This window comes from Bacillus sp. YC2 (genome assembly GCF_019891195.1).
In the GTDB taxonomy this organism is placed as follows: Bacteria; Bacillota; Bacilli; order Bacillales; family Bacillaceae; genus Bacillus.
Map to the genome: position 1 here is coordinate 1 of NZ_JAHXDO010000003.1, position 25,704 is coordinate 25,704.

32 protein-coding genes, 1 tRNA gene, 1 pseudogene and 2 riboswitches are annotated in these 25,704 nt (G+C 45.6%); of the genes and pseudogenes, 14 read left to right on the forward strand and 20 right to left on the reverse strand.

The window, feature by feature from the left end; all coding sequences use genetic code 11:
- Together KY305_RS06655 and KY305_RS06660 are read left to right on the forward strand one after the other, a co-directional pair.
- Positions 1 to 1,297, forward strand: a 1,297-nt coding sequence (locus tag KY305_RS06655) for an RNase A-like domain-containing protein (RefSeq protein ID WP_223061882.1), incomplete at its 5' end; no start/stop codon positions are given.
- A gap of 6 nt (positions 1,298 to 1,303) precedes the next feature.
- On the forward strand, positions 1,304 to 1,606 hold the full coding sequence (locus KY305_RS06660; RefSeq protein ID WP_061862081.1) for a contact-dependent growth inhibition system immunity protein: 303 nt from the start codon (positions 1,304 to 1,306) through the stop codon (positions 1,604 to 1,606).
- 34 nt (positions 1,607 to 1,640) lie between these two features.
- Here KY305_RS06660 and KY305_RS20240 read toward each other — a convergent pair.
- From KY305_RS20240 to KY305_RS06680, 4 genes and pseudogenes are all read right to left on the reverse strand, one after another.
- A pseudogene (locus tag KY305_RS20240) lies at positions 1,641 to 2,129 on the reverse strand (peptidoglycan-binding protein); the annotation flags it as partial.
- Between the two features lie 158 nt (positions 2,130 to 2,287).
- Positions 2,288 to 2,360, reverse strand: a tRNA-Val gene (locus KY305_RS06670).
- Positions 2,361 to 2,491: 131 nt separating this feature from the next.
- On the reverse strand, positions 2,492 to 3,664 hold the full coding sequence (metC, locus tag KY305_RS06675) for a cystathionine beta-lyase (protein WP_223061883.1): 1,173 nt from the start codon (positions 3,662 to 3,664) through the stop codon (positions 2,492 to 2,494).
- Entirely contained in the window at positions 3,657 to 4,778 is a 1,122-nt protein-coding gene (locus tag KY305_RS06680; RefSeq protein WP_223062121.1) for a methionine biosynthesis PLP-dependent protein, read from the reverse strand. The genes metC and KY305_RS06680 overlap by 8 nt, the downstream gene beginning before the upstream one ends.
- A gap of 69 nt (positions 4,779 to 4,847) precedes the next feature.
- Positions 4,848 to 4,973, reverse strand: a riboswitch (SAM riboswitch).
- A gap of 178 nt (positions 4,974 to 5,151) precedes the next feature.
- On the opposite strand from KY305_RS06680, the gene KY305_RS06685 reads away from it, so the two are divergent.
- The 6 genes from KY305_RS06685 (at position 5,152) to KY305_RS06710 (ending at position 8,701) form a co-directional block, all read left to right on the forward strand.
- Positions 5,152 to 5,874 carry an esterase family protein gene (locus tag KY305_RS06685; protein WP_223061884.1) on the forward strand — a complete coding sequence of 241 codons (723 nt, stop codon included), beginning with the start codon at positions 5,152 to 5,154 and terminating at the stop codon, positions 5,872 to 5,874.
- 33 nt (positions 5,875 to 5,907) lie between these two features.
- On the forward strand, positions 5,908 to 6,423 hold the full coding sequence (locus tag KY305_RS06690) for a YjcG family protein (RefSeq protein ID WP_223061885.1): 516 nt from the start codon (positions 5,908 to 5,910) through the stop codon (positions 6,421 to 6,423).
- A 5-nt stretch (positions 6,424 to 6,428) separates the two neighbouring features.
- Entirely contained in the window at positions 6,429 to 6,860 is a 432-nt protein-coding gene (locus tag KY305_RS06695; protein WP_223061886.1) for a GNAT family N-acetyltransferase, read from the forward strand.
- Between the two features lie 154 nt (positions 6,861 to 7,014).
- Positions 7,015 to 7,248, forward strand: a complete 234-nt coding sequence (locus KY305_RS06700; protein WP_223062122.1) for an AbrB/MazE/SpoVT family DNA-binding domain-containing protein — start codon at positions 7,015 to 7,017, stop codon at positions 7,246 to 7,248.
- The gene (locus KY305_RS06705; protein WP_223061887.1) at positions 7,249 to 7,986 is read left to right on the forward strand and encodes an ABC transporter ATP-binding protein; all 738 of its coding nucleotides are present in this window, start codon (positions 7,249 to 7,251) and stop codon (positions 7,984 to 7,986) included. It abuts the gene before it with no gap.
- Positions 7,979 to 8,701: an ABC transporter permease gene (locus tag KY305_RS06710; RefSeq protein ID WP_223061888.1), complete on the forward strand. Its 723-nt coding sequence runs from the start codon at positions 7,979 to 7,981 to the stop codon at positions 8,699 to 8,701. The genes KY305_RS06705 and KY305_RS06710 overlap by 8 nt, the downstream gene beginning before the upstream one ends.
- Before the next feature lie 45 nt (positions 8,702 to 8,746).
- Here the strand turns inward: KY305_RS06710 and bla are convergent, their stop codons facing one another.
- Together bla and KY305_RS06720 are read right to left on the reverse strand one after the other, a co-directional pair.
- Positions 8,747 to 9,505: a subclass B1 metallo-beta-lactamase gene (gene bla, locus KY305_RS06715; RefSeq protein ID WP_396021511.1), complete on the reverse strand. Its 759-nt coding sequence runs from the start codon at positions 9,503 to 9,505 to the stop codon at positions 8,747 to 8,749.
- Positions 9,506 to 9,610: 105 nt separating this feature from the next.
- Entirely contained in the window at positions 9,611 to 9,865 is a 255-nt protein-coding gene (locus KY305_RS06720; protein ID WP_223061890.1) for a hypothetical protein, read from the reverse strand.
- Positions 9,866 to 9,985: 120 nt separating this feature from the next.
- Between KY305_RS06720 and KY305_RS06725 the strand changes: the two genes are divergently transcribed.
- Positions 9,986 to 12,271, forward strand: coding sequence for an ATP-dependent helicase (locus KY305_RS06725; RefSeq protein WP_223061891.1), 2,286 nt, complete (start codon positions 9,986 to 9,988; stop codon positions 12,269 to 12,271).
- 77 nt (positions 12,272 to 12,348) lie between these two features.
- On the opposite strand, the gene spoVIF is transcribed toward KY305_RS06725, so the two are convergent.
- The 4 genes from spoVIF to KY305_RS06745 form a co-directional block, all read right to left on the reverse strand.
- A complete protein-coding gene (gene spoVIF, locus KY305_RS06730; protein ID WP_214801060.1) occupies positions 12,349 to 12,603 on the reverse strand; it encodes a sporulation-specific transcription regulator SpoVIF in 255 nt (84 codons plus the stop codon).
- Positions 12,604 to 12,774: 171 nt separating this feature from the next.
- The gene (locus tag KY305_RS06735; RefSeq protein WP_223061892.1) at positions 12,775 to 12,939 is read right to left on the reverse strand and encodes a YjcZ family sporulation protein; all 165 of its coding nucleotides are present in this window, start codon (positions 12,937 to 12,939) and stop codon (positions 12,775 to 12,777) included.
- A gap of 91 nt (positions 12,940 to 13,030) precedes the next feature.
- On the reverse strand, positions 13,031 to 13,228 hold the full coding sequence (locus KY305_RS06740; RefSeq protein ID WP_223061893.1) for a hypothetical protein: 198 nt from the start codon (positions 13,226 to 13,228) through the stop codon (positions 13,031 to 13,033).
- Between the two features lie 281 nt (positions 13,229 to 13,509).
- Positions 13,510 to 13,866 (reverse strand): DUF1360 domain-containing protein, encoded by a 357-nt coding sequence (locus KY305_RS06745; RefSeq protein WP_223061894.1) that lies wholly within the window; start codon positions 13,864 to 13,866, stop codon positions 13,510 to 13,512.
- 171 nt (positions 13,867 to 14,037) lie between these two features.
- Here KY305_RS06745 and KY305_RS06750 point away from each other — a divergent pair, with 171 nt between their 5' ends.
- The 5 genes from KY305_RS06750 (at position 14,038) to cotZ (ending at position 16,594) form a co-directional block, all read left to right on the forward strand.
- The gene (locus tag KY305_RS06750; protein WP_223061895.1) at positions 14,038 to 14,424 is read left to right on the forward strand and encodes a spore coat protein; all 387 of its coding nucleotides are present in this window, start codon (positions 14,038 to 14,040) and stop codon (positions 14,422 to 14,424) included.
- A 40-nt stretch (positions 14,425 to 14,464) separates the two neighbouring features.
- Entirely contained in the window at positions 14,465 to 14,779 is a 315-nt protein-coding gene (locus KY305_RS06755) for a spore coat protein (protein ID WP_223061896.1), read from the forward strand.
- Positions 14,780 to 14,871: 92 nt separating this feature from the next.
- Entirely contained in the window at positions 14,872 to 15,375 is a 504-nt protein-coding gene (cotX, locus tag KY305_RS06760) for a spore coat protein CotX (protein WP_223061897.1), read from the forward strand.
- Between the two features lie 149 nt (positions 15,376 to 15,524).
- The gene (cotY, locus tag KY305_RS06765) at positions 15,525 to 16,007 is read left to right on the forward strand and encodes a spore coat protein CotY (protein WP_223061898.1); all 483 of its coding nucleotides are present in this window, start codon (positions 15,525 to 15,527) and stop codon (positions 16,005 to 16,007) included.
- A 143-nt stretch (positions 16,008 to 16,150) separates the two neighbouring features.
- Complete coding sequence (gene cotZ / locus KY305_RS06770; RefSeq protein ID WP_223061899.1) at positions 16,151 to 16,594, forward strand: spore coat protein CotZ; 444 nt, start codon at positions 16,151 to 16,153, stop codon at positions 16,592 to 16,594.
- 58 nt (positions 16,595 to 16,652) lie between these two features.
- On the opposite strand, the gene KY305_RS06775 is transcribed toward cotZ, so the two are convergent.
- The 10 genes from KY305_RS06775 to KY305_RS06820 all read right to left on the reverse strand — a co-directional run bounded on the left by KY305_RS06775 (position 16,653) and on the right by KY305_RS06820 (position 25,557).
- Positions 16,653 to 17,258: a CotO family spore coat protein gene (locus KY305_RS06775; protein WP_316252436.1), complete on the reverse strand. Its 606-nt coding sequence runs from the start codon at positions 17,256 to 17,258 to the stop codon at positions 16,653 to 16,655.
- A 95-nt stretch (positions 17,259 to 17,353) separates the two neighbouring features.
- Positions 17,354 to 18,130 (reverse strand): enoyl-ACP reductase FabI, encoded by a 777-nt coding sequence (fabI, locus tag KY305_RS06780; protein WP_214801029.1) that lies wholly within the window; start codon positions 18,128 to 18,130, stop codon positions 17,354 to 17,356.
- A gap of 127 nt (positions 18,131 to 18,257) precedes the next feature.
- Positions 18,258 to 19,070 carry a bifunctional hydroxymethylpyrimidine kinase/phosphomethylpyrimidine kinase gene (gene thiD, locus KY305_RS06785; RefSeq protein ID WP_223061901.1) on the reverse strand — a complete coding sequence of 271 codons (813 nt, stop codon included), beginning with the start codon at positions 19,068 to 19,070 and terminating at the stop codon, positions 18,258 to 18,260.
- Between the two features lie 21 nt (positions 19,071 to 19,091).
- Positions 19,092 to 20,102: a thiazole biosynthesis adenylyltransferase ThiF gene (thiF, locus tag KY305_RS06790; RefSeq protein ID WP_223061902.1), complete on the reverse strand. Its 1,011-nt coding sequence runs from the start codon at positions 20,100 to 20,102 to the stop codon at positions 19,092 to 19,094.
- Positions 20,099 to 20,863, reverse strand: a complete 765-nt coding sequence (thiG, locus tag KY305_RS06795) for a thiazole synthase (RefSeq protein ID WP_214801020.1) — start codon at positions 20,861 to 20,863, stop codon at positions 20,099 to 20,101. Before thiG ends, thiF begins: the two co-directional genes overlap by 4 nt.
- A 3-nt stretch (positions 20,864 to 20,866) precedes the next feature.
- On the reverse strand, positions 20,867 to 21,067 hold the full coding sequence (gene thiS, locus KY305_RS06800) for a sulfur carrier protein ThiS (RefSeq protein WP_214801336.1): 201 nt from the start codon (positions 21,065 to 21,067) through the stop codon (positions 20,867 to 20,869).
- On the reverse strand, positions 21,067 to 22,176 hold the full coding sequence (thiO, locus tag KY305_RS06805) for a glycine oxidase ThiO (protein ID WP_223061903.1): 1,110 nt from the start codon (positions 22,174 to 22,176) through the stop codon (positions 21,067 to 21,069). Before thiO ends, thiS begins: the two co-directional genes overlap by 1 nt.
- On the reverse strand, positions 22,160 to 22,777 hold the full coding sequence (gene tenI / locus KY305_RS06810; protein WP_223061904.1) for a thiazole tautomerase TenI: 618 nt from the start codon (positions 22,775 to 22,777) through the stop codon (positions 22,160 to 22,162). The genes thiO and tenI overlap by 17 nt, the downstream gene beginning before the upstream one ends.
- Entirely contained in the window at positions 22,755 to 23,462 is a 708-nt protein-coding gene (tenA, locus tag KY305_RS06815; protein ID WP_223062123.1) for a thiaminase II, read from the reverse strand. The genes tenI and tenA overlap by 23 nt, the downstream gene beginning before the upstream one ends.
- Before the next feature lie 87 nt (positions 23,463 to 23,549).
- A riboswitch (TPP riboswitch) is annotated at positions 23,550 to 23,658 on the reverse strand.
- Between the two features lie 54 nt (positions 23,659 to 23,712).
- A complete protein-coding gene (locus tag KY305_RS06820; RefSeq protein WP_223061905.1) occupies positions 23,713 to 25,557 on the reverse strand; it encodes a monovalent cation:proton antiporter family protein in 1,845 nt (614 codons plus the stop codon).
- Positions 25,558 to 25,704 lie beyond the last annotated feature (147 nt).

A 25,704-nucleotide genomic window follows, 5' to 3' on the forward strand; every position in this document is an offset into this window, starting at 1 on the left:
CGCAACAGACAAAGGAAAAAGCGCCACCCCGATCAACTACAACGCCAAGGCGTACCGGGAAAGTGATATCCATAAGAAAAAAGGCGAGATTGCGAGGCACTCAGAGGCTTATTTGACGATTAAGAAGGAAGAAGCGAAAGAGCGGGAAATCAAAGATTTGAAGAAAAAGCTGGCCGATGGTGTGACCGATCCGGATGAGTATTTGGAAATCGCCAAGAAAATCGGATATGAAAACCTTGAACCTGCCCAGGTGCAATATGTCATTCAGCTTGAACAAGCAAAACAACTCGAAGAAGTCGGAGAAACTGCTTGGGATATTGTCAAAGGAATAGGCGTCGGACTTTATGATGTCGGGAAAGACACAATAACGGGCGTCAAAGATTTAGCTGTCGGCGCATGGGATTTTTACCATCTCTCCGATGAACAAAAGGCAGCCAAAACCATTTCAGCCGTAATGAACACGCCCTCCTACGCAAAAATCATATGGACAAACCTGTCGGATTCATGGAATGATAAAATGGTTAACGGGGATGCGTATTCAAGATCACATTATATCACCTACGCCATCGGCAGCCTTGTTGGGCTAAAAGGGTCCGGCTCAGCTGTAAAAGTAACAAGCAAGCTTGCGAAAACAGGTGCCGCCAAAGTGGATAAAGTCTTGGAAGCCGGAGAAAAAACGACTGCAAAACATGTAAAAACCGGGATTGAAAAAGGAAAAGACTATATCAATTCCTTTTCGAAAAACAAGTACGAACCCGCGCTTGCCGGAATAGCACAGGATATTGAAAATACTCACAATGTGAAGAATACTCCTTTGTTGAAAAGTATTATTGAAGATAAAAAAGAGAGTGTTCTCAGAAAATCTGAAACTTCTAACAACACGGCCATAGGTAATGTCAAACAAGGTGATAGTACCCCTCTCGCACCTGGCGGTGGATTAGCTGCTCACGAAGCAAAAGGCGGACACCTTATAGAAAGACATGTTGGTAAGACTGATGAAGAGTTATTACAGAGGCTACAGATAAACAAGAAGATACGTGCCTCTTCTAGTTTCACTGATAGGCCAACTGCAGAAAGAATCGCTAATGAAACTTTAACTAAACATAAAAAGGAAATTGAAGAGTGGTTAAAAAGTGATGTTAATGATCCATTACCGTTACCTTATAGAGGAACAGAAGTTATAGGTAGAGGAGTTCGTAAAGGTTCAAATGAAGTTAAAGATATGACTAATGCTAGAATAGTATTAAAGAAAAATCAAGATGGTAGCTTTATACTAACAGGCTACCCAACGAGGTGATATATAATGATTGAAATTAAAGTTTCTGATCCTGTATTTAGATTTCTCGGTGGACATTTCCACCAAGATATAGAGTCTCCGGAAAATGCACTTGATGAATATTTAAATGAAGCATCACAAAAACTAAAAGAAAGAGATTTAATAGCACTAACTGAGTTTGTAAATAGTGATTATTCAGAAGAAGACAAAAATGAATTTATAGAGGAAGCAGCGGATGGTATATACTTTCCTGAAGATGATATAACTCCATTAGAATGGCTTAAGCAAGTCACTGAACAAATTAAAAAACACCTAAAACAACATAGTTAGAAAAAGAGCCCTCTTATAAGAAGGGCTTCTTTTATTACTTCAATTTTGCTTCAAGTTTTGCTTTCGTTTTCTCTCCGTAAATGCCATCAGAAGTTAGTCCGTTCATCAGCTGAAACCGTCTTACTGCATCAGCTGTTTTCCGCCCATAATAGCTATCGATTCCGAAGTTCTTTGCTCTCTTATCGAGGTAGTAATAAAGAGCCGCCAGCGCCGTCTGAATCTGTTTAACGGTCTCCCCTCGGGTCAACGGGCTTGCCACTTTAAAAATACCCGTAGGCAGGCTGAATTTTGATTTTTGAGTTGTTTTAGGCTTTGACGATGTTACTTTCTTCTTGCCGCCGCTTTTCAGCTCATTATCACTCTTAATGTAGGAGACGTTCACATATCCGTGGAATGTTTGGCCTTTTGAATTGGTGTACTCAACATAGCCCCATCCGTTGACAGTTGAGCCAAGCTGATATTTTACAATCGTGCCATTCGGCACGGTCAGCACCATTGAAGAACTGGCGCTTCGTTCAGTACGCGAACACCAATATATTTTCCATAGCGAGAAAGGTAAGCCCTATTATTACACAACCCCCACCGCAAAATGGTCCAAGTTCGCCAACAACTCGCGAATTTGATAAACAGGCTTTATTAAAGGAAAAGTAAAAAACCCTTGCGTAGCAAGGGTTTCGGCTATGATTCCGACTGGGCTCGAACCAGCGACCTCTACCCTGTCAAGGTAGCGCTCTCCCAGCTGAGCTACGGAATCATGATATGTATGTGTTACTGGGTATGTTGTTGTCTCTCTGACATTTATAATTATATAACCTGCTTCCCCATTCGTCAACACTTTTTTATAAAAAATAAAAAAGGCGCTGCGCGCAAAGCGCAGCGCTCTGATTACCGCACACCGGCGGGGGCAATTTGTTTCAGCGCCTGTTCGAAGTCGCGCTCTAAGTCTTCGGCGTTTTCGACTCCGACGCTCAGGCGCAGCAGGCCGTCTGTGATGCCGCGTTTTTCTCTTTCTGTTTTCGGCATGGCGGCATGCGACATTGTCGCCGGGTATGAGAGGATGGATTCGACGGCGCCCAGGCTGACGGCGAATACCGGGAGCGATACGTTCTCCACCAGCTTTTTGACGGCTTCCTTGCTTTCCAGCTCAAAGGATAGAACGGCGCCTGATCCGCTTGCTTGGCGTTTATGTGTTTCAGCCCCCGGGTGGCTGGCCAGCCCTGGATAGTAAACGTTTTTGACAGCAGGGTGCCGGTGAAAATATGCAGCCAGCCGCTCAGCGGTCCGGCTCGCTTTTTCCAATCTGACCTGCAATGTTTTCAAGCCTCTCAGCACAAGCCAGCAGTCCTGTACGCCGAGCACCGCGCCAAACGAGTTTTGCAGCTTATAAAGCTGATTGCCGAGCTCTTCATCTTTTACAGCGGCGAGGCCTGACAATACGTCGCTGTGCCCGCTTAAAAATTTCGTTGCGCTGTGAAGCACGATATCTACGCCAAGATCAAGCGGGCGTTGTAAAGCCGGGGTCATGAACGTGTTATCCAGGTATGTCAGACAGCCGTGATCTTTGGCCAGTTTGACGACTGCCTCGATATCCGTGATGCCGAGCGTCGGGTTTGAAGGAGTTTCCATATAGATGGCTTTTGTATTCGGCCTGATGCCGCGGGCGACCGCTTCCGTGTCCGTCATATCGACAAAGGTGTGCTCGATCCCGAAACGGGACAATACCTCAGTCACCATGCGGAAGGTTCCGCCGTATACATCCTCTGTGACGAGAACGTGGTCGCCTTGGGACAAAAGTAAAAATGCCGTAGAAATCGCAGCCATTCCCGAGCTGAAAGCAAAACCTCTCGTTCCGCCTTCAAGATTCGCAATTGTCTCTTCAAGGGCCGTTCTGGTCGGTGTGCCGGAGCGGCTGTAATCATATGCCCCGAATTCTTCAAATGAAGACTGATGGAATGTAGAGGCGTGCTGGATCGGCACGCTGACGGCTCCCGTGGCCCCGTCTGTTTTAAATGAATTGTGCACGAGTTGGGTTTCAAGCGTCCAATTTTGATTACTCATATGACACAGCCCCCTCTTTCACTTGGCGTAGCGCCTGCTTCAAGTCCTGCTTTAAATCCTCTGCGTGTTCAATCCCGACTGAAAAGCGCAGCAGGCGATTGCAGACGCCGTTTGCGATACGGATGTCTTCCGGAATGTCCATGTGCGTCTGCGTCGCGGGGTATGTAATAAAGCTTTCCACCCCGCCGAGACTTTCTGCGAAACAGATCGTTTTCAGCGCCTTTAAAAACGGATTGACCCATTCCTCTTTTTGCAGCCTGAAAGACAGCATTCCGCCTTTTCCGGGATATAACACGTCGGCGATTTCTTCTTCCTGTTCTAAAAATACCGCAAGCTCACGGGCGTTTTCTTCATGACAGCGCATTCTGAGACCGAGTGTTTTCATCCCTCTCATTAAAAGCCACGAATCAAACGGCGGGAGGACGGCGCCGATGGCATTTTGATGATTAAACATGATCTCGCCAAGCTCCTCATCCTTAACGACAACAAGACCAGCAAGCAAGTCATTGTGCCCCCCTAAATATTTTGTGGCGCTGTGAATGACGATGTCGGCGCCAAGTTCGATCGGGCGCTGAAGAACGGGGGTATAAAAAGTATTATCTACGATCAGCAGCAAGCCCGCCTCTTTCGTAATCTGGGCGATTTTTTCGATATCTGTCTCCTGCATGAGCGGGTTTGTCGGCGTTTCAACAAATACCGCTTTCGTGTTGTCCGTCAGTTTTGAGCGTAAACAGTCTTCATCGCTGAAATCATCATAAATGAAGCTTACACCGTACTTCCTCCACTCATTTTCAAACAAACGGTATGTGCCTCCGTATAAATCTGAAGAAACGATCAGTTCATCCCCGCTTTTGAATAAAGCCATGATGGTTTGAATGGCTGCCATTCCCGAGCTGAAGGCAAAACCTCTCGCCCCGTTTTCTAAATTGGCAATGGCGTCTTCCACGAGCTGGCGTGTCGGGTTTTTTGTGCGTACATAATCAAAGCCGGTAGACTCTCCTATACCTCTGTGGCGGAAAGCGGTGGACAGATAAATCGGCGGACTGACAGTTCCCGTTGCTTCTTCACTTCTATTTCCAATTTGGGCTAATTTTGTTTCAACATGCTGCGTCATAAGTAAGCACCATCCTTTTTTCAAAATAAAAAAGCTCCTTCTTCATAAGAAGAAGGAGCTTTTCTCTTCCTCTTATCTTCCAAGCATGTGAATCGCTTGCTGGATTTAGCACCTTGGCACTTTGCCTTCTGACGGCAAAGCAAACCGGTTGCTGAGGTTTCAAAGGGCCAGTCCCTCCACCTCTCGTGATAAGAATATTGTTTTGTATTTTCTGATTGTTCTATATTAACTCACTGTTAAATGAATTTCAACAACTTTTTATTCATTCCAAACTCTCGCAAGAAGTACATCTGAAGAAAGAAATTTCTAATAATTCATGGTACAATAGGAAAAAAACACAATCAAGACTAGAGACGCCCTGGAGGAATGCAATGTGGCACCGAAAACCGGAGTAATCCATGAGAAAAAACTTTTTTCACATGAGCTTGAAGAGGAAATGACCGTTTTGGTCTACCTGCCGCATACTTACTCCCCACTGTACAAATACCATACGATCATCGCTCAAGACGGCCATGATTACTTCAGATTGGGGAGAATCGGCCGGCAGGCGGAAGAGCTCATGTCCAAAGGGGAGATTGACCGCTGCATCATTATCGGTGTTCCCTATAAAAATGTTCAGGAGCGAAGAAACACGTACCATCCTGAAGGCTCCAAGTTTGCCTCCTATAAACGGTTTATCGCAAATGAACTTGTCCCTTTTATCGACGAAGAGTACCCAACTTATCAAGTCGGCTTCGGCCGCACAATGATCGGGGATTCTCTCGGGGCAACCGTTTCGCTTTTGACGGCGATTGATTATCCGAACATGTTTGGAAACGTCATCATGCAGTCTCCGTATGTCGACAAGCATGTAATTGATGCCGTCAGAGAGTCGGAGGATATAAAGCAGATCTCCGTTTACCACCAAATCGGAGTAAAAGAAACAGACGTCCATACAACGGACGGCAAGATTGTTGATTTTACTGCGCCGAACGAAGAGCTCAAACGGCTGCTGGAAACGAAACAGTCTGAATACCATTATGAAACCTTTGACGGGGATCATAAATGGACTTACTGGCAGCCGCTCATCACACCGGCGCTGAAAAAAATGCTGTAATCACTTTTACATTCATTCAAGGAGGGAACTTTCATGAAATACGGTATCGTTTTATTTCCATCAAAAAACTTGCAGGATCTCGCAAATTCGTACCGGAAACGCTATGACCCGAGCTACGCGCTGATTCCGCCGCATCTGACGCTGAGAGAACCGTTTGAATCCGCTGAACAGGAAATTGAGCAAGTCGTATCACAGCTGAGACAGATTGCAAAGGAGTCACATCCGCTCGTTTTAAAAATCACCAAATACAGCTCGTTTTCTCCCGTCAATAATGTCATCTACATGAAAGCGGAGCCAACGGATGAATTAAAAGCGCTGAGTGAGAAATGCTACTCAGGGGCATTAACCGGCAAGCCGGAATACAGCTTTGTTCCGCATGTGACAGTCGGCCAGAAGCTTTCGTCAGATGAACATTCTGACGTATTGGGCCAGCTGAAAATGCTGGAGCTTTCCCACGAGGAAATCATTGACCGTTTCCATCTGCTCTATCAATTGGATAACGGCTCATGGACAGTATATGAAACATTTTTATTAGGCGGAGGAGAATAACTGTTTTGGAAGCCATCATCGCTCATACTGAAAAACAAATAAACGACGCTTTTTTCATCAGAAAAGAGGTCTTTGTTAAAGAACAGCAAGTACCGGAAGAAGAAGAAATCGATCATTTAGAAGACGAATCAGAACATATCGTCATTTACGATGGAAGCCAGCCCGTCGGAGCCGGCAGGTGGCGCTTGAAAGACAGCTATGCCAAATTAGAACGCATCTGCGTAATGAAGAGCCACCGCTCTCTCGGTGTCGGCGCAATCATTATGCAGGCGCTTGAAAAAGCCGCAGCCGCGCGCGGCGCTTCTGCTTTTATCTTAAATGCACAGACCCGGGCGGTGCCGTTTTACGAAAAACAAGGATACCGTGTCACGTCCGGGGAAGAATTTCTCGACGCTGGCATTCCTCATTTGGAAATGGCAAAAGATAATAAAAAATAAAAAACACTCCTGTCTCGGATGATGAGGCAGGAGTGTTTTTGTATACCTGGGAAAATTTTTGTTTCACGCTTGAAATTTGTGTCAAAAAAAGAGTATGTTTGGTATGTTCAGTAATACAAATCATACAAAATATACAATTCTTACTGGACATGAAATGGTAGCCCCAAAAGGAAAGCATATCTTTGGAACTGTCAAAGTTGGAACGAAAGGGCAAATTGTAATTCCAAAAGAAGCAAGAGAAGTTTTTCATATTCAGCCAGGAGACTCGCTGCTCATGTTAGGTGATGACCAGCAGGGTATTGCTCTTGTAAAACAAGAACTCTTTTTCGAATTCGCTAATGATATTTTAAATGCAAAAAACATAGATGAAGAAGGCGGGGAAGAGTAAATGCCCGCCATTCAGCTGAAGAAATTAACGAAAAATTATAAAGGTGTAACGGCTGTCGATCATCTTGAATTTTCAGTTAAGAATGGAGAATTTTTTGCTTTGTTAGGTGAAAATGGTGCCGGGAAAACAACACTAATCAGTATGCTCTGCGGACTCCTTTCGCCTGATGGCGGAGATGCATTCGTGCTCGGGCATAGTATTTTGACTGATCTGGACAAAGTGAAACCTAAAATGAATTTGTCGCCTCAGGAAACTGCTATAGCCCCGAATTTAACGGTGCGTGAAAACTTGGAGTTTATTGCAGGAATTTATGGGATGTCAAAAAAAGAAGCGAAAATAAAGGCATCTGACATGCTGGAATTGTTCCATTTAAAGGAGAAGGAAAAAGCAAAGACGAAAACATTATCTGGCGGAATGCAGCGCCGGTTAAGCATTGCGATGGGAATGATTACGAATCCGCAAATCTATTTCTTAGATGAGCCGACATTAGGGCTGGATGTTCGTTCGCGCCGTGAATTATGGAAGAATCTTGAGAAGCTGAAAGGAAACATGACGATTATTTTAACAACACACTATTTGGAAGAAGCCGAAGCACTGGCAGACCGTATTTGCATTTTAGAAAAAGGGTCATTAAAAGCGCTTGGCACGGCGGAGGAGCTGAAGCAGCAAACACATACAGCAACATTTGAAGAGGCCTTTTTAGCCATTTGTGATGGGGAGGCCGGAATTTATGCTTAATTTTGCGATACGCAATCGAAAGGAAATATTTCGTGATCCCCTGTCCATTATACTGGGAATCGCATTACCCGTTATTTTATTACTTGTTTTTACAACCATTGAGAAAAACGCGCCGCTTGATACCTTTAAAGTCAATCATTTGGCACCCGGACTGATTGTCTTTAGTTTTGCTTTTCTCACGATGTTCACTGCATTACTAATTGCAAAGGATAAACAGACTGCACTTCTGACCCGTTTGTTTGCTTCCCCATTGAAAATAACCGATTATGTTGTTGGTTATGCCCTGCCGATGATACCATTAGCCATTTTACAAATCGTCATTTGTTATTTAGCGGCGATGGCTGCAGGTTTATCCGTTGAATGGTTAAATCTATTGATAAGTATCGCTGTATTATTGCCGATAGCCATCATGTCCATATTCTTTGGGTTATGCTTAGGGGCAATCTTTACAGATAAACAGATTTCAGGGATCGGGACAATATATATCACGTTAGTGCAATTTTTAGGCGGAGCCTGGATGGATTTAAATCTTCTCGGTGAATCATTTAAAAAAATCGCCAATGCTTTACCCTTTGTTCACGCAATTGAATTAGCACAGGATGTTATCATTGGCGATTATTCTGCATTTACTGAACATTTTTGGTGGACAGTTGGATATGCAGTATTAACGTTGCTTATTGCTATCTTAGCTTTTCTTAAAATCTATAAAAGATAAAAAATGAGCCGGCACTTAACGTAATAAAGTGTCGGCTTTTCTTCATCATTTTTGATTTTCCAGCAAACTCAGCGTATGAGTTAATAAACGGTCATCCCCCGGATTCCCATGGCCTGGAACCACAATGTTTATATCGTTATATCTTTTTATTACGTTTTCTACCGCATGCGGCCAGTGATCCGGATAGAAGTCCGGGGTCGGTACGATTTCCTGTGTCTCTAATGCCTTTATTAAACATCCTCCAAATAAGAGTTTCTCTTGCGGCAGCCAGACGGTGATATTATCTTTTGTATGTCCTTTTCCAGGATAATACGTTTCTACATCAATACCGCCAAACCGCATCTTCGTTACCTTCTTTAAATCTCCGAGCGGCCGGTCAAATCCCCTTTGTTCTGCTAAGTCGGCCGTCAGCTTCGTGCTGTGTACCTTTACTCTATTTTTGTAAAGAGTGTTCAGTCCCCCTATACGATCGTCATGGGCGTGCGTCACAATCGCATCGGTGACCTGTTTGTCCGGAAATTGCTGTTTTAACCGCTGAAGCAATTGATCTGTAAGGCTGTCATCCCAAGGGGTGTCAATCATGACTAACCCTTTCGACGTTTCAAGGACTACACCGTTTGCCGGAACAGGACTTCCATCTACTATCCCGGTGCTTGTATGCATCCATACATGCGGCGCCAGCTGTGTGAGAGTTACATCTTTTACGGAGTTTTCTGCTGCGTGTGTCGGTCTCGCTCCGATTGTAAAGAAGCTTAACACGAGTAACCCAACCACTAAAAACCTGAATCTTTTCAACACGATCATTCCTTTCTTATTTGAACCTTTCTTCCATTATTTTAAATCTTAATATTTGAAAGAAAAAGAGCAATTTTTCATTGAACGATAAAACCCCGGCTCTTATCCGGGGCTTTAAGCGTATTGATTAATATATCGGCCTTTTCCCGCTCTTCCCATCACGTGACGAAGAGAGCGCTTACGTTTTTCCTCGTTTACTTTCTTTTCAGCGGCTGCCGCGTTTTCCCGGCGGCGTTCCACTTCTCTGTAGTCCCTGTCATTGACGAGAGCAGCCGCTTTTGTAATGCCTGCGTAGTCTGGTTTATATCCTGCTGTCCGGTTTGCGTACTGAGCATATTGCTGGTTTTGGATCGGTCCCGCATAAATCATATGTACCCCTCCCCTTTGCTCTTCATTTCCCTTAATCTTACTTTTTGAAACGCGGTTCTTTTGATATGATATTCTTTGTCTATCAAATGGATGAACACCTTTTAATGGGAGGACCCCTTTTTGAAATGCGCCCGACTGAACCATCGAACGATACATTTACATACATATTCTAGAGAACATTACCAATTCCTTTTTGAAGAAGCGCAAAAAGGCCATTTATTTTGCGCACATTGTGACAAACCTGTAATGATGCGGCTTACGATTTTAGAAGCGCCGGAATTTTACCATCGCCAAAAGGGTGATTTCACAGCCTGTGAAAAAGCCTGTGAGGAAATGGCCCCTCAGGCGGAGGCAGAAAAAGAAGATTATAAGGAAACCGGCATGTTCCGCCTGCCGAAAGGAAAAGCCATTTCAGCGGACAGAAAGCCGGTTCTCTCCGAATGGAAAAGACCGCAAAAAATAACGGCCGCCGCGCCATTTACTGTAAAAACGGAAATACCTGATACTTCTTTGTTTCCTGATATCGGCTTAAACCGGGAACAGCTGGAGGCTGTCACCGAAACTGGCGGGCCGCTGCTTGTGCTCGCAGGCGCCGGGAGCGGAAAAACAAGGGTTTTGACCGCCCGCGCTGCCCATATGATTGAACATCTTGGCATTTCACCAGAAAACATGCTGCTGGTGACCTTCACGACGAAAGCAGTCGCTGAAATGAAGGAACGGATGTCCAATGAATACGGACTTTCCGCCGCCAAAGTCGCCCGTCTCGTAACCGGAACATTCCACAGCTTCTTTTATAAAATTCTATATCACTTTGATTCTTCCAAATGGAATGGCAGCCAGCTCTTAAAAATGGAGTGGCAGAAAGAGCAATATTTAAAAAAAGCGCTCTATGAAGAAGATTTGGATGAAAAAGAGTTTCCTGTTGACCAAGCCCTGCAGCTTATCGGATGCTGGAAAAATACGTATCTGTCTCATGAGCGAGTTCCATTGGAGGACGAATGGGAGAAAAAAGTATACAGACTTTATGAGCGTTACGAGCGGCAGAAGCAAGAGAAAAATCAATTTGACTTTGATGATATGGCTCAAGGCTGTTACGAGCTGTTTCAAAGCCGTCCTGATATACTCGCGCAATATCAATCGAGATTTTCTCATATTTTGATTGACGAGTTTCAGGATATCAATCCGGTGCAGTATAAAATCATGCAAATGATCGCAAGTCCCGAGGATAACTTGTGCTGTGTCGGGGATGACGATCAATCCATCTATGCGTTCCGCGGCAGCAGCCCGTCATTTATTCTTGATTTTCAGAAAGACTATCCCGCCGCAAAGACGATATACTTAACAGCGAATTATCGCTCGACGCACCCGATTGTCTCAAGTGCTCACACTGTCGTAAAGAAAAATAAAAAACGGTATGCGAAAACACTTTCCGCCGTCCGGGATGGCCTGCATGAGCCAGTCATTTTTTATCCTTACGATGAAGAAGAAGAGGCGACAATGATCGTTTCTGATATAAAAGAGAAAATCCAAAACGGAGCCAGCCCTGATGATTTTGCCGTTCTTTACCGGACGAACAGCGCCGGACGGGCCATATACGAAAGGCTGCATCAATCATCCATTCCATATCATGCGGACCGCGGCGTGCAAACCTTTTACAGCCGAAGAATCGTCCGGCAGATTCTCGCCTACTTATACGCGAGCCAAAATGAGGATGATCCGGATGCAGTGAAGGATTTGCTGCCGGCCCTGTTCTTGAAGCAGTCTGCCTTACAAACAGTAAAGGCTCTGTCCATAACAGAAGACTGCACCATGATAAAAGCGCTGACAAAACTTCCCGATCTGAAGCCTTTCCAGCTCAATAAAATAAAACAAATCGTGCCATTTTTCGCAAGCATCCGCACGATGAAACCTGTTGAAGCCATTACCTTTGCAGAAAGCAAAATGGGCTTTTCCGAGTATATAAAAAAACGGGGAAATGAAGGAAACAAGCTTGAAAAAGGCTCTGATGACCTTCGGGATGTCAAGGTTGCCGCCAAAAAGTTTAAGACCATTCCCGATTTTCTTGCCCATGTCGATCATATGCGCGCCGCCGAAAATGTAAAAACGGACGAAAACGGCGTCGAACTGATGACGATTCACCGCTCTAAAGGGCTCGAATTCAATACGGTCTATATTTTAGGCGCGGCGGACGGCTCGATCCCCCATGATTTTGCGCTCGAAACAGCGAGAAAGGGAGACGGCGCTCCGCTCGAAGAAGAGAGAAGGCTTCTGTACGTGGCCATGACAAGAGCCATGCAGCATCTTTATGTATCAAGGCCGGCAAACAGGCGGGGAAAAACAGCCCGCAGTTCAAGATTTCTTGAGCCTCTTCTTCAGTCAAACAGACGGACTGCACTCAAAATATAAACAGCCCGGCAGAAATCTGCCGGGTTTTTTTCAAATAAAAAGGCCTACCGCAGCAAAGACAGCAAGGCCGGCTGACCCTATTTATTGTTCAGCATTTTAGAAATGGTGCCAAAATCGAGCTTCTCTTTTCCGCTTGTAATAGATTGAACGATTTTGTCTTCTAATTCTTTCGGAACTCGTTTGTTTGCCAGCTGCGACACCTTCTGAATGACGCCTCTCACCGTATTTTCATCTTTGAAATCGGCATTTTGCAAACTTCCGGCGAGATTCATGACATCCTTCATGTTGACGCCTGTTTTCTTCTCAATATTTTTGAAAAATTGATTATCCATGTTTTGCCTCCTTTTGTGGAGTAATACGATATTGTATGAACAAAGGGCGGATCATGTGCTCAGAGGACACAAGAAAAAAATCCGGACTCCCCAGCTCCATACCCCGTAAGCATCAGGCAAGCACGGGGCTTGATGTCCCCGCGCTTTTCCTGGGTCTTGCTTAATGCTTAATTAAAGAAAGGACGCACCGACAATGATCAGAAGGATAAACAATACGACTACAAGAACAAATGTTGAGCCGTATCCGCCTCCGACATAGCCGCCGCCGTAACCGCCGTAACCGCAGCCGCCGCCATAACCACCGCAGCCGCCGAATCCGCCATATCCGAATCCCATATATAAGCACCTCCTTTACTCTCTATACACTATGTGAGCTGACTCGTTTGGCTTGGATAAATGCATAGGGCCAGTGCGGATTTCATGAATTTTATTGGAGATGCTCATTTTTCTTCAGCTTTGCTTCCGTTTCGGATGCAAATACTTCTATCCATTCTTCAAAGCGCAATCCCGCCTCATCAAATTCTGACAGCTGCTTTTCAATAGAAAGGGTATTACTGTCATGCAGTCTTTGTTTTTGATTATGCGGATGATATTTTCTGTTTATAAACATTTCAATAATGTTCATATTGATCCCCCCTCCTATTGTCTATGCGGTAAAGAGACGGGGGTTCTGAAAAAACAAAAAAACCGGAATCTCCGGTTTTTTTACATAGGTCTCGGTTTTTTCTTTTGGCCGCATCCGCAGCCTTTCTTTTTAATTTTTTTTCCGTAAGGCTGATGCTCAGAAGTTTTGTATGGAGAATTTTGGGAAGGTTTGCTTGATTGACTCATGATGATCCTTCCTTTCCTTATGTCATATATGCTAGTTTATGCCGAAAGCGGCGATAAGTTGCTGGTGGAACCGCCTTATTCCGGAAGCAGACGGGAAACCGCCGCCTCAATAATTCCCGCTGCGCCGGCAATTGCCAAAAGTAAAATCAGCCATTGCGCCGCTTGAGGAATCACAATTTGCGCGATGATCAAAAAGGCGGCGCACCATACGCCCGTACACCAGTAGCAGCTGAGCAGTTCACCGATAAATGCCCTGAGACCCTTTCCTTTGATAACGATATAGGTTTCTGTTGAGCCGTCAGAAGCAGTCTCCGTTTTTTCTTCATGAAAAAGGCTCCTGAGCGGCGCCATAATGGTATCAAAAACAAAAAGCCTTGCCAACCGAAAAACGGCGAACGAAAGCAGAAAAAATGAAAGCCAATTGATAACCACTGATTCACTCCTTTTCAAAACATGACCTCTTTTACATATATGCGAAAACCCTGATCCTCATGAATCGCATCTTATCCGGTAAAAAAATGGGTGTGGTTTAGTTGTTTTTCTTATTCCGCCCGGCGTTTCATTTGCATTATATAAAGTATGGATTAGAAAGGAGTGAAGGTTATGTCGTTTGAAGAAAAAGTTGAAACACTGCAACCGCAAATATTCGAACAATTATCCAACGAATTCGAACAGGAGATCGAAGTGATTGATTGCGAAAATATCACAGTGGATACAACACATATAACGGCCGCTCTTTCTATACAAGCTTCAGTTACTGCGGCGATTATCCTCGCGACACAGCTCATGGTCGCAAATGAAGATACAGCCGACCAAATGGTAACCGAACTGCTGATCCTGGATGATTGCCAAATAAAAAAAAGGACCGTCATTCAAGTCATTAACAGCCGCAATGTCAAAATCACACTGACAGCAGACGATATCATGGCCTTTGTACAAATTTTGCTTCAATTATTAAATATACTTTTTACTGAACTAGGCATCCTTTAACCCTTTCTTTTCACAAATTTTAAAGTTGAGGTGAGAACAAATGTCAGATAACGAAAAATTCAAAGAAGAACTCGCAAATCTTCCAGAGGTGGATCCGCTTTTAAAAGTGCTTGTCAGCAATGTCTTCAAAAAACACGGCGTGACAAAGGATAAATTACGAGAAATACCTGATGAAGAAAAAGAAATGCTGATCGCATTAGTCAAAGACATGCAGGCGAAATCAGAAGCTTTCCTTGAAAGCCAGAAACAGAAAAAAGAGCAGGAAAAAGCGCAGGAACAGCAGCCAAATCCGAAAACCCGCAGAGAACAATTAATCGAACAGCTCCGGCAAAGACGCCAAAATCCCGGTCAATAACTAAAAAATGGTGATTTTTATCAGGATATATGCCTGAGTCAAAGTAAGGGGCCGGCTCATTTAATAATAGTAAAAGAAAAGGAGGAATAGATATGGAAAGCAGACCATATTCTTGGGTTGCACTTGATCCTGAAAGCGAACATCCGCGAGAAGAAAAAGAAGAAAGAGAAGAAAGAAGATGTAATGTTTGCTGTAACGGCAACGGTTTTTTCGACAACGATAATGCCTTCATCGATCAGGACCTGGCTCAGGCAAATATCAACAAACAAGTGTCTGATGAGGCTATTATCATTCGGGACTCTTGCGACATCAACGTTACATCCACAGACGTTCAGGCAGTCACATCAGTTGTAACAGCATTAAATGCGGCAGTCGTAACGGCTACTCTCACTTCAATCGCTGACGGTGTCATCGCTGAACTAGTCGCACAAGACTTACTGCAGCTTACAGCTAACAAACAAATCAACCGCCAAAAACTTCTCATCGAAAACTCCCGCGGCGTTAATGTCACAACCGTTGATGCCGATATCGCAACATTGATCTCAACAGCGACAAATACACTGGTTGCCATCTTAGTCATCACTCTTGTCCTCTAAATCTAAAAGCAGAGCTAAAAAACGCTCTGCTTTTTCTTATTTTCCCCGCATATGATGATTTATAGACGTTCACCCACACCAAGTGGGTCTCACGTACATATGTTGTTAAAGACTAAAGTCAAATACCCTAAAAGAAGGAGCTGAAATCCATGAGCTGCGGAAAACACCATGGCCGAGATGAAAACTGTGTATGCGATGCAGTCGAAAAGATTTTAGCAGAGCAGGAGGCCGTTGAAGAACAGTGCCCGACCGGCTGCTATACGAATCTTTTGAGCCCGACGATTGCAGGTAAAGATACCATTCCGTTTCTCTTATTTGATAAAAAAGGCGGATTGTTCTCCACATTCGGGAACGTCGGAGGATTTGCGGATGATAGCCAATGCTTTGAGTCCATTTTCTTCCGTGTAGAAAGACTTTGCGATTGCTGTGCGACGCTGTCTGTATTGCGTCCAGTAGATGTGCATGGCGACACCCTCAGCGTCTGCCATCCTTGTGATCCTGATTTCTTCGGTTTAGAAAAAACAGAATTTTGCATTGAAGTTGATTTAGGCTGCTTCTGTGCCATTCAATGCCTTTCACCGGAGCTTGTTAACCGAACTGCGCCGCACAAAGAGAAAAAGCATCACGGATAGTCAATGATTCGCATCTTTTCTAAGGAGAATCCCCTTCCAACCTTCTATTACAGATGCAATCATTCAGCCCGCCCGATTTCGGGCGGCTGACTCTCCGATTTCGTTGCCGGTTTCATTTAAAACGTTAAGGCAGGAGGGATATCATGAGCCAGAAAACAACAAACTGCGTGCGTGAAGCAGTAGAAAATATTGAAGACCTTCAAAATGCGGTGGAAGAAGATTGCCCAGCAGGCTGTTATTCTAACCTTTTATCTCATGCTTATACATTAGGCGATACAGTGCCGTTTGTGCTTTTCACTTCTAAATCTAAACCGTTTACCGCGTACGGAAATGTCGGCGAGCTGGAAAACGGTCCTTGCTTCAATACCGTTTTCTTCAGAGTTGAAAGAGTCTGCGACGGCTGCGCCACGTTAAGCCTGCTCATTGCGTTTGACGAGCATAAACACATTCTTGATTTTACGGAAAAAGATTCTGTCTGCGATGTGTTTCGATTAGAAAAAACGAACTATTGTGTGGAGGTTGATCTTCATTGCTTCTGCGCGATCAATTGCTTGAATCCGAGACTGTTGAACCGCACACACTACTAAGCGAAAAAACAGCATAAAAATAAGCTGCCGAATGATGTTCAGGCAGCTTTTTGTATGCTTAAAATCCGAGCGGGTGCAGCGAGGTGATATCTTCTATTGCGAGTTCTGTCGGCGCTCCGTTGCTTGTTGTCCGCAGGTAAATCGCATCATTTTTTCTACCGACGATCACGCCTCTGTAGGTTTTCCCATTCGCTTCAATCAGACAGAGCGCACGCGGCATATTGTGGGGAAGCTTCGTTAAGAAATCGATTTTTTCAATAATGGACATTCTGCTCATCGGCTTTTTCACACGTTTGGGCGGCACTTTCTCTTCCGGCTCGGCATTGTGAACCGCTTCCGGTTCCTTTTCGGCTTTCGCAGGCTCTGAAACGTCCTGCTCCTGAGTCTGTTCTTCATGCAAGGCTGCTTCCTCTGACTGGGACTGCGGCGGCAATGTTTGTTTGTCATGCTCCTTTTCTTCGGCCGGCGAGGCGGCGGCAGGCTGATCCGCCTGTTTTTCCGCGTGCTCCGGAGGCTCCGGTTTTACAAGCTCTTCCTGCGGCGGCTCAGGTGTTTTCCTTTTTTTGATTAATATGTCCTGCATGGAAGATTGCATTTCCACATAATCCGGCTGAACGATATACATGAGCGGTTTTTTATCCGCGTTTCGGTTTTTATTTGACATCTTCATCCCTCCGATTCAGTCATGTTTTATCTATATGACAGAAGGATAAAAATCAGAAGAAATAAAAAAGCAATCCCTGAGGGACTGCTTGTCAATTAACGTGCGGTAATATGGAAACCTGAATCAACATGAAGATTTTCGCCCGTGATGCCTCTTGATAAATCACTGAACAAGAAAGCGGCTGTATCGCCAACTTCCTCAGGCGTTGTTGTACGGCGAAGCGGTGCGCGCTCCTCGATGTCTTTCAGGATAGAGTTAAAGTCGCTGATGCCTTTTGCAGACAGCGTGCGGATCGGACCGGCAGAAATGCTGTTTACACGGATATTTTCTTTTCCTAAATCAGCAGCTAAATATTTTACACTCGCATCAAGAGACGCTTTCGCAACACCCATAACGTTATAGTTTGAAACGACGCGCTCACCGCCGAGGTAAGTCAATGTTACGATGCTTCCGCCTTCTGTCATCATCGGACGGGCCGCTTTTGCGACGGCTGTCAGAGAATAAGAGCTGATGTTATGCGCCAGCAAGAAACCTTCACGGTTCGTATTTAAGTATTCGCCGACAAGCTCTTCTTTGTTTGCAAACGCGATGCAATGCGCAATGCCGTGGATGACGCCGACCTGTTCTTTAATGCTTGCAAAGCAAGTCTCAATCTCAGCATCGTTAGTCACATCACACGGAAGAATGACTGAATCATTTCTTTCTAAAGTAGCTGCAAGCTCATGGACTGATTTTTCCAAGCGCTCTCCGGCATAAGTGAAAATGAGGCGTGCTCCCGCTTCATGCAGCGAACGTGCGATTCCCCAAGCGATACTGCGTTTATTGGCAACCCCCATCACAACGATGTTGCGGCCTTCAAGAGAAAAATTCATATGTATAAAGCCTCCTGTAATAGTTTAAAGACATAGTGTTAGTACCTGATCTTAATTTCAATCATATCATAACCTTGTCCAGAATAAAAGTACAGGAAAGAGACCGCAGCCATGAGCGGTCCCTTTTTTATCTCGTCTGCAAACTGTTTCTTTTAAAGGCAAAATGATTGGTCGGGCCGTGTCCCGCACCGATGCCGAGCGTGTTTTCCACAGCTTCACGGACAAAATTGGCGGCAATCTCGAATGCCGTTTGAATCTCTGCTCCTTTTGCCGTCTCCGCTGTCAGCGCTGCCGCAAACGTGCAGCCTGTTCCGTGTGTATGTTTTGTATCAATATACGAGTGGCCGATTTGGGTAAAAGACGAGCCGTCAAATAATAAATCAACGATTTTACCCTGTTCAGGCTGGTGCCCGCCTTTTATAATGACATTTTTTGCTCCAAGCTTACATAGATGTTCCGCCGCTTTTTTTCGATCCTCAAACGTACGGATTTCCATTCCCGTTAACACCTCGGCTTCAGGAACATTCGGCGTAATCACATAGCTGCGCGGAATTAACAGCTCCTTTAATGCAGCCTGTGATTCTTCTCGCAGCAAGGAAGCGCCCCCTTTCGCAATCATAACGGGGTCTACGACTACATGATCCAGCTCGAACTGATCAATTTTTTCTGCAATCACCGTAATCATCTCAGCGCTCCACAGCATCCCCGTCTTTAACGCGTCCGGCCGCAAGTCTTCCGCCACCGCGTCTATCTGGCTGCCGAGGGCTTCTGCCGTGAGCGGGTAGATGCCGTGAACACCCAGTGTATTCTGCGCAGTTACCGCTGTAATGGCTGACATTCCGAAGACGCCGAGTTCCTGAAACGTTTTGAGATCCGCCTGAATACCAGCGCCTCCGCCTGAATCAGAACCGGCAATCGTTAATGCTTTACAAATGCTCATGCTGTTTTCTCTCCTTTCGCGTCATCCGATCCATTTATGATAAAAGGATTTCGCCCTGCTGATATCGCTCGTGCCGTGAATTAAAGCCCGTCCGTCACGAAACAGAACCATCTTTAAACTGTCCGAGCGGCAGGAAATTAAATACGGATTAGCCGATACTTCAAGCCCCGCCTGTCTGAGCTGTCCGGCAAGTGATGTAAGTTCAATCTGTTCTGCCATCTCCGTCCTGATCTGTACGGTGTTTCGGCCGCACAGTACAGCGGCTTTTGTTTGGTTTTCAAAAGATAAAAACGGAAATTTATTCGTGCCGCAGCTTGGGCATTCGGCCGCTTTAAGCTTAGCAATATTCACTTCTGACCGTTCATTTTTCCACAAATCAAAAGAACGGAGTACATGCTCAATAGGTTCGCCTGTCAATAGCTTCAGCGCATCGGCAGCCTGATAAACGGCAACCTGTAATACCGCAGGGCTGATGATTCCCGCCGTATCGCAAGTCAAACCGCCTAACGGCAGCGTCTCAAGCAGACAGTGAAGGCATGGAGTGACCCCAGGAATAACGGTAAATGAAATCCCATAGCTGCCGACACAGGCACCGTACAAAAAGGGAATTCCCTTCTGCACAGCCGCGTCATTGACAATAAGCCTTGTTTCAAAGTTGTCCGTAGCGTCGACAACGATTGAAGCATCACTGATTAGCGGGGGCGCATTTTCTGCGGTGACATCCATGACTAAGCCTTTCACATCCACATCGCTGTTAATGGAACGGAGCCGTTTTTCAGCCGCTGCGGCCTTCGGCATTTCCCGTCTGACGTCGTCCTCAGTATAGAGCTGCTGGCGCTGAAGATTGCTCCATTCAACATAATCTCTGTCAGCTATCGTTACTTTCCCAACACCTGCTCTGACAAGCATCTCCGCACCGGCCGTCCCGAGCGCGCCGGCGCCGATAATGACGGCATGAGACGCCTTCAGCTTTTGCTGGCCGCCGGGACCGATCGGCTGAAACAGCTCCTGTCTGGAATATCTGTCCGTCATACAGGAAGACCGTCTCGCGGACTGCTCGCCGTGCCGTAATCTTTCACCGGAATCCTGCCCGCCTCATAAGAAAGGCGCCCCGCTTCAACGGCAAGCTTCATCGCCTGTGCCATTTTGACCGGATCATCCGCGCCTGACACAGCTGTATTTAATAAAACACCGTCAGCTCCCAGTTCCATCGCATAGGCTGCATCTTTTGAAGATCCGACGCCGGCATCCACAATGACAGGCACCTTTGCCTGCTCAATGATAAATGACAGATTCAGAGGATTCAGAATACCTTGGCCCGAGCCGATCGGCGAAGCGCCTGGCATAATGGCATGAACGCCAAGCTCTTCAAGACGTCTTGCGAGCACGACATCATCAGACGTATACGGAAGAACGATAAACCCCTCTTTAAGCAGCTGTTCGGAGGCTTTTAACGTTTCGACCGGGTCCGGCAAAAGAGACCGGCTGCAGCCGATCACCTCTACTTTTATCATGTCGCAAAGCCCGGATGCTTTGGCAAGCTTTGCGATTCTGACGGCTTCTTCAGCCGTCGAGGCTCCGGCTGTATTCGGAAGAAGCGTGTATTTGGACAAATCAAGCTGTTCAAGAAAATTCGGCTGAGACGGTTCAAATATGTTCATTCGCCGCACCGCAAAGGTTAAAATATCCGATTCTGATACGGCGACCGCTTCTTTTTGGATGTCGAAACTCGGATATTTTCCCGTTCCTAACAGAAGTCTTGAATTAAATTGTTTTCCGCCTATTGTTAACATGACTCATCCGCCTCCTACGAAATGGACAATCTCTATGACATCGCGGTCACACAAGCCCACATTCCGATAATTCTTTTTTTCGATGATTTCTTTATTTCTCTCCACAACTACAATTTTTTGATCAAGCTGATAGGATTCCAGCAAATCCTGAATCGTGCCTTTTTCCTTATCCCATTCAATTTGTTTTCCGTTCAGCTGAAGGATCATACCTGAACCGCCTCCTTGCGATCAATTCGAAACGCCTCTTGCCACTCTGTTTTGACCTCTTGATTCAAGACCAGATTCCGAACCATTTCAGCCGTTGCCGGGGCTAAAAGAATGCCGTTTCGAAAATGGCCGGCAGCAAATAGTAAGCCGTTGTCCTCCGGATGCCGGCCGATAAACGGCTTTCCGTCTTTTGTTCCCGGTCGGAGCCCCGCCCAAAACTGATCTATCTTCATATGTTCAATTGCAGGCAGCATTGATTTTGCTTTTTTGATGACTGCTTCAAGCCCGCCGATGTCCGGTGTATCACTCCAGTCGCCCGGTTTCATGGTTGCGCCGATCACAAGCCGGCCGCTTTTTCTCGGAACCACATAACAGTGGTCATGGTACAGCGTTCTTGTAAGCGGGATCTCATCGTTCCAAACAGAGAGACATTCTCCTTTTACAGGGAAAAAGGGCTGTCCTAAGCCGAGCTGGGCAAAAAACTGTCCGCTCCATACACCGCTTGCGACTGCGACTTGATCAGCATATACGGCTCCGGCCGATGTTTTTATGCAGAACGCTTCTTTATCCCGTTTGATTTCAATAACATGTGTATGTTCATAACATTCTGCTCCATAGCGCCTCGCGCCTTTGGCATACGCTTTACAGACATAATACGGCTCGACATGGACGTCGTCTTTTATCAGGCTTGCGCCGAGAATGTCTTTTGACGCAAACGGCTCTTTTTCGAGCGCTTCTTTTGCAGAAAGCCATGTGACGGAAGGTAAATCATCCATCTGCCGCAAACGGGTGACATCTTCTTTTGAATACGCCAGCTTCAGCATCCCGCCATTATGGCGCCTGATGTCAATGCCCGCTGCTTCTTGCAGCTCTTTTTCGGCAGTTTCATACAGGCGCTGACTGTGCATGGCAAAATCAAAAAACACGTCACGACTTTCGCATTCGGCATGTGCGCCCAGCATTCCAGCCGCTGCGCTTGTCGTCCTTTTGCCGATTGTCCCGCTTTCGAACAAGACGGTTTTCTGTTTATTCTTCGACAGCTCATAAGCAATGGCCGTTCCGATGATTCCGCCGCCGATAACCGCTGTATCATAGTGCTTCTTCATAACCGTCCTCCCTTACCTCGCGAGAATAACGTTCTGCCGCTTTCGCAGGATTCTCTGCTGAGAAAATTCCCGACATGACGGCAATTCCGTCCGGCCCCGCCTGTTTTGCCTGACAGATTGTCTCGAGTGTCATACCGCCAATGGCGATCACCGGAATGGAAAGCTTTCGTTTCATGTCTGAAAGTAGATTTATGCCTCTTGCTTCAAGTCCTTTTTTACAATCGGTTTCAAATACATGGCCGAATAACACATAATCGGCATCCTCTTTTTCAGCTTGGACGGCTTCTTTCAGCGAGTGAACGGAACGGCCGATATGAAGATGCGGAAATCTCGCTCTTACCTGCTTTACGGAAAAGCTGTGCGCCGGAAGCTGAACTCGGTGAATATTGGCAAAAAGCGCTATATCCGTGCGGTCATTGATGATCAGTTTTTCCTTATCCACGCCGCCTTTTTGTAAAAGCGACAGCAGATGCATGATATCACCGGCTGATTTGTCCCGCTCTCTGATATGAATAAAGCTCACATGACGATGAATCGAGATAATATCTTGCGCCAGCTGTGCAACGGGCTTTCGGTTATCAGTTACCGCGTGCAGCTCCAAAGGACTCCACCTCTTCCTGAGCCTTTTTGGACCAGCCTTCTTTTTGATAGGCCATTCCCCAAAATTGATATTCATAATAACTTGAAATGACGAAATTCTCTTTCATCTTTGCGCGGATTTCCTCTGTGCTTTTTTCAGCCAGCTCGTCAAAACGGCTGACCTGTTCCTCAACCTGCTGTCTAAACCAGTCGCCGCCGTATGTTCCGATCCATTTCTCATAAATCGGGTGGCCCGGTTTACATTCCTTCAGCCGTTCGCCGACTTCATAATAAAGCCAATAGCAAGGCAAAAGAGCTGCTAATATTTCCGCAAAATGACCGCTCAGCACCGATCTGTACATGTGGGACGTATAAGAGTAAGCAGTCGGTGACGGTTTAAATTCCGCACGCTCTTTTTCTGTAATCCCTAAAAGTTCCGTAAATTCGCGGTGCAGCGCCATTTCCGCTTCATATGTGCCTTGCGCGTGGCCTGCCATTCTGCCCGTTGTAAACAAGTCTTCGGCATAAGCCGCTCCGAAAGCCTGAACCTTGGCAAAATGCGTCAAATAATAGGAATCTTGCAGCACATAATATGTAAAGCGGTCTATCGGCAGGCTTCCGTCACCGATTCCCGTTACAAAAGGATGAACAAAGCTCCCGTCCCACCATTCAGCAGCGGCCCGCTTGCATTCCTCTGAAAATTTCATCATGTTTTCCCCCTTGATAGAAATAAAAAAACCACTTTCCCGCATCGGAAAAGTGGTTTGGAATTTACATGGATAAAAGACACCCAAAAAAATACCGCTCCACTTCCCTACGCAGGTCTGAACCTGTTCAAGTTATGAGGGTCTAAAAGTCTCACTTTTATCTCAGCCCTTATGAAGGACACCCCTAGTGGTCATACGATTAATTATTTACTTGTTATGCCCTTCTATCTTAACATGAATCAAAATTTGGTCAAGCTTCAAGCGTTTTTTTCAGCTCCGACACGTAGTTGCGCGAGCCTGTGACAATAAGGCGGTCTCCTGTTTTCAGCCGTGTGTCTCCGTGCGGAACGATGCTGTCCACACCTCTGAAAACCCGTACGAAAATGACATCGCCCATCAGCGGAAATTCACGCAGAATAATGCCGTTATACGCGGTATTTTCCATGTTGATCTGATAAAGCGAAGACTCTTGGTTCGTCAGCAGGTTCATCACGCCGGGAGCTTCAATTAATGCGCGCAAAAGCGTTTTTGTAGACAGAAGGATTGAAAAGATGCTGATGCCCTCTTCCTTCAGCTTCGCTTCATGCTCAACGGACCCGACGCTTGCGATGACCCGCTCGGTCCCTTTTTCTTTTGCAAATAATGCGATTTCCGCATTGAGATCTTCATTACCCGTCGCCACCACGAGAATATCGGTCTTAAAGATGCCGTGCGACTCCAGCGTGCTGTGTTTGTAGTCAGCGATCGTTTCCACCGTAAAGACGGATTCTGAAAGCTTTTCCTCGGCATTTTCCTGATACACATGGACGATCCGCACTTCATATTCCTCATCGGGAAGTTCAAGCGTGACCGGGAGCGTCATTTGGTTGGCGCCGATAAATGTAATGCGTTTTTTTTCCTTCGGCGTGTCTTGCCGTTTGTATAATTTTTTAAAGCCGATCGGCGTTATAATGCTGGCAATCACGGCAACCAAGGTCAGTGCCCCTGACATATTGGCGCTGATGATATGCAGCCTCTGCCCGATCGTAGCTGCCGCAATGACAAGCGACAGAGTGGATGTCAGCAGAAAACCCGAGGCAAACACGGTCCTCTTGTCATACCACCTTTTCAAATAAAGCACCGGAATGATCTTGCTGATAAACAGCGCAATTAAAAGCAGCGGAATCATAATCAATGTTTTCGGATCTTGGAACAGCGTCCAAATGTCCAATTTCACGCCGACCATGACAAAAAAGATCGGGATTAAAAACCCGTAACCGAACGAATCAAGCTGTTCAACCATTTCTTTATTCGGCGACAGAAGCGACACAAGCACGCCGGCTAAAAACGCGCCGAGAATATTTTCTGCACCGAGCGATTCTGATAGGGCAACAAGCACGATAATCAGCGTGAAAATGGCTCTCGTGCCAATCTGAACCGTTCCTTTTGACATCGATTGAACGAACGAGCGGTGCTTAAAGATACGGCCGAAAAAGTACAGCACGACCCCCGCGGCAAACAAAATCATGAGAAGCCACATATTACCGCTGTCCTCTCCGTAAACAGAAGCAAAAACGGCGAGAAGAATCATCGTCGCCAAATCGGCAATAACGGCGACAAGCAGGATGATCTGTCCGATATTTGAGTTCATAATCCGCTCTTCCTTTAAAGTCGGCACGACCACTCCGAGCGATATCGTCGAAATGATAAGCGTCATTAAAAAGGCATTTTTGATAAAACCGGCTAAGACAAAGCCGTACGACAGCAGTAATGATAAGATAAAAATGCCGATAAAAATCATCAGTGCTGCGGCAAATGTGTTGGGAGCTTCCCTGCCGTTTTGGAGAAATTGTTTTTTCTTCCCTTTTTCAAACGAAGAAAAGTCAATCTCCAAACCGCTTAAAAACATTAAAAAGATAAAGCCGAGAACAGACAGCGTCTCCAGCCACGTATCCCCCTGAACGACAAGATTAAAGCCGCTTTTTCCGATGATAAGCCCCATGATGATTTCCGCGACAACGACCGGAATGCTGAGCTTAAACCGATGTAAAAGGAGCGGCGTCAAAAATGCGACGATCAGGACAACGACTAAAGATGCAACTGATGTGTGTTCCATTTGTAAATACCTCCTTAGAACAAGGGTTATTAAAGCCCGTATAAACGGACAAAACCTTCTTTATTCAAAAAAAACATAACGCGATTTTAACAAGGCTGAACGCAAAAAAAAAGTAATAAGGCTTTATTTGTTCAATTCTATTTTAAT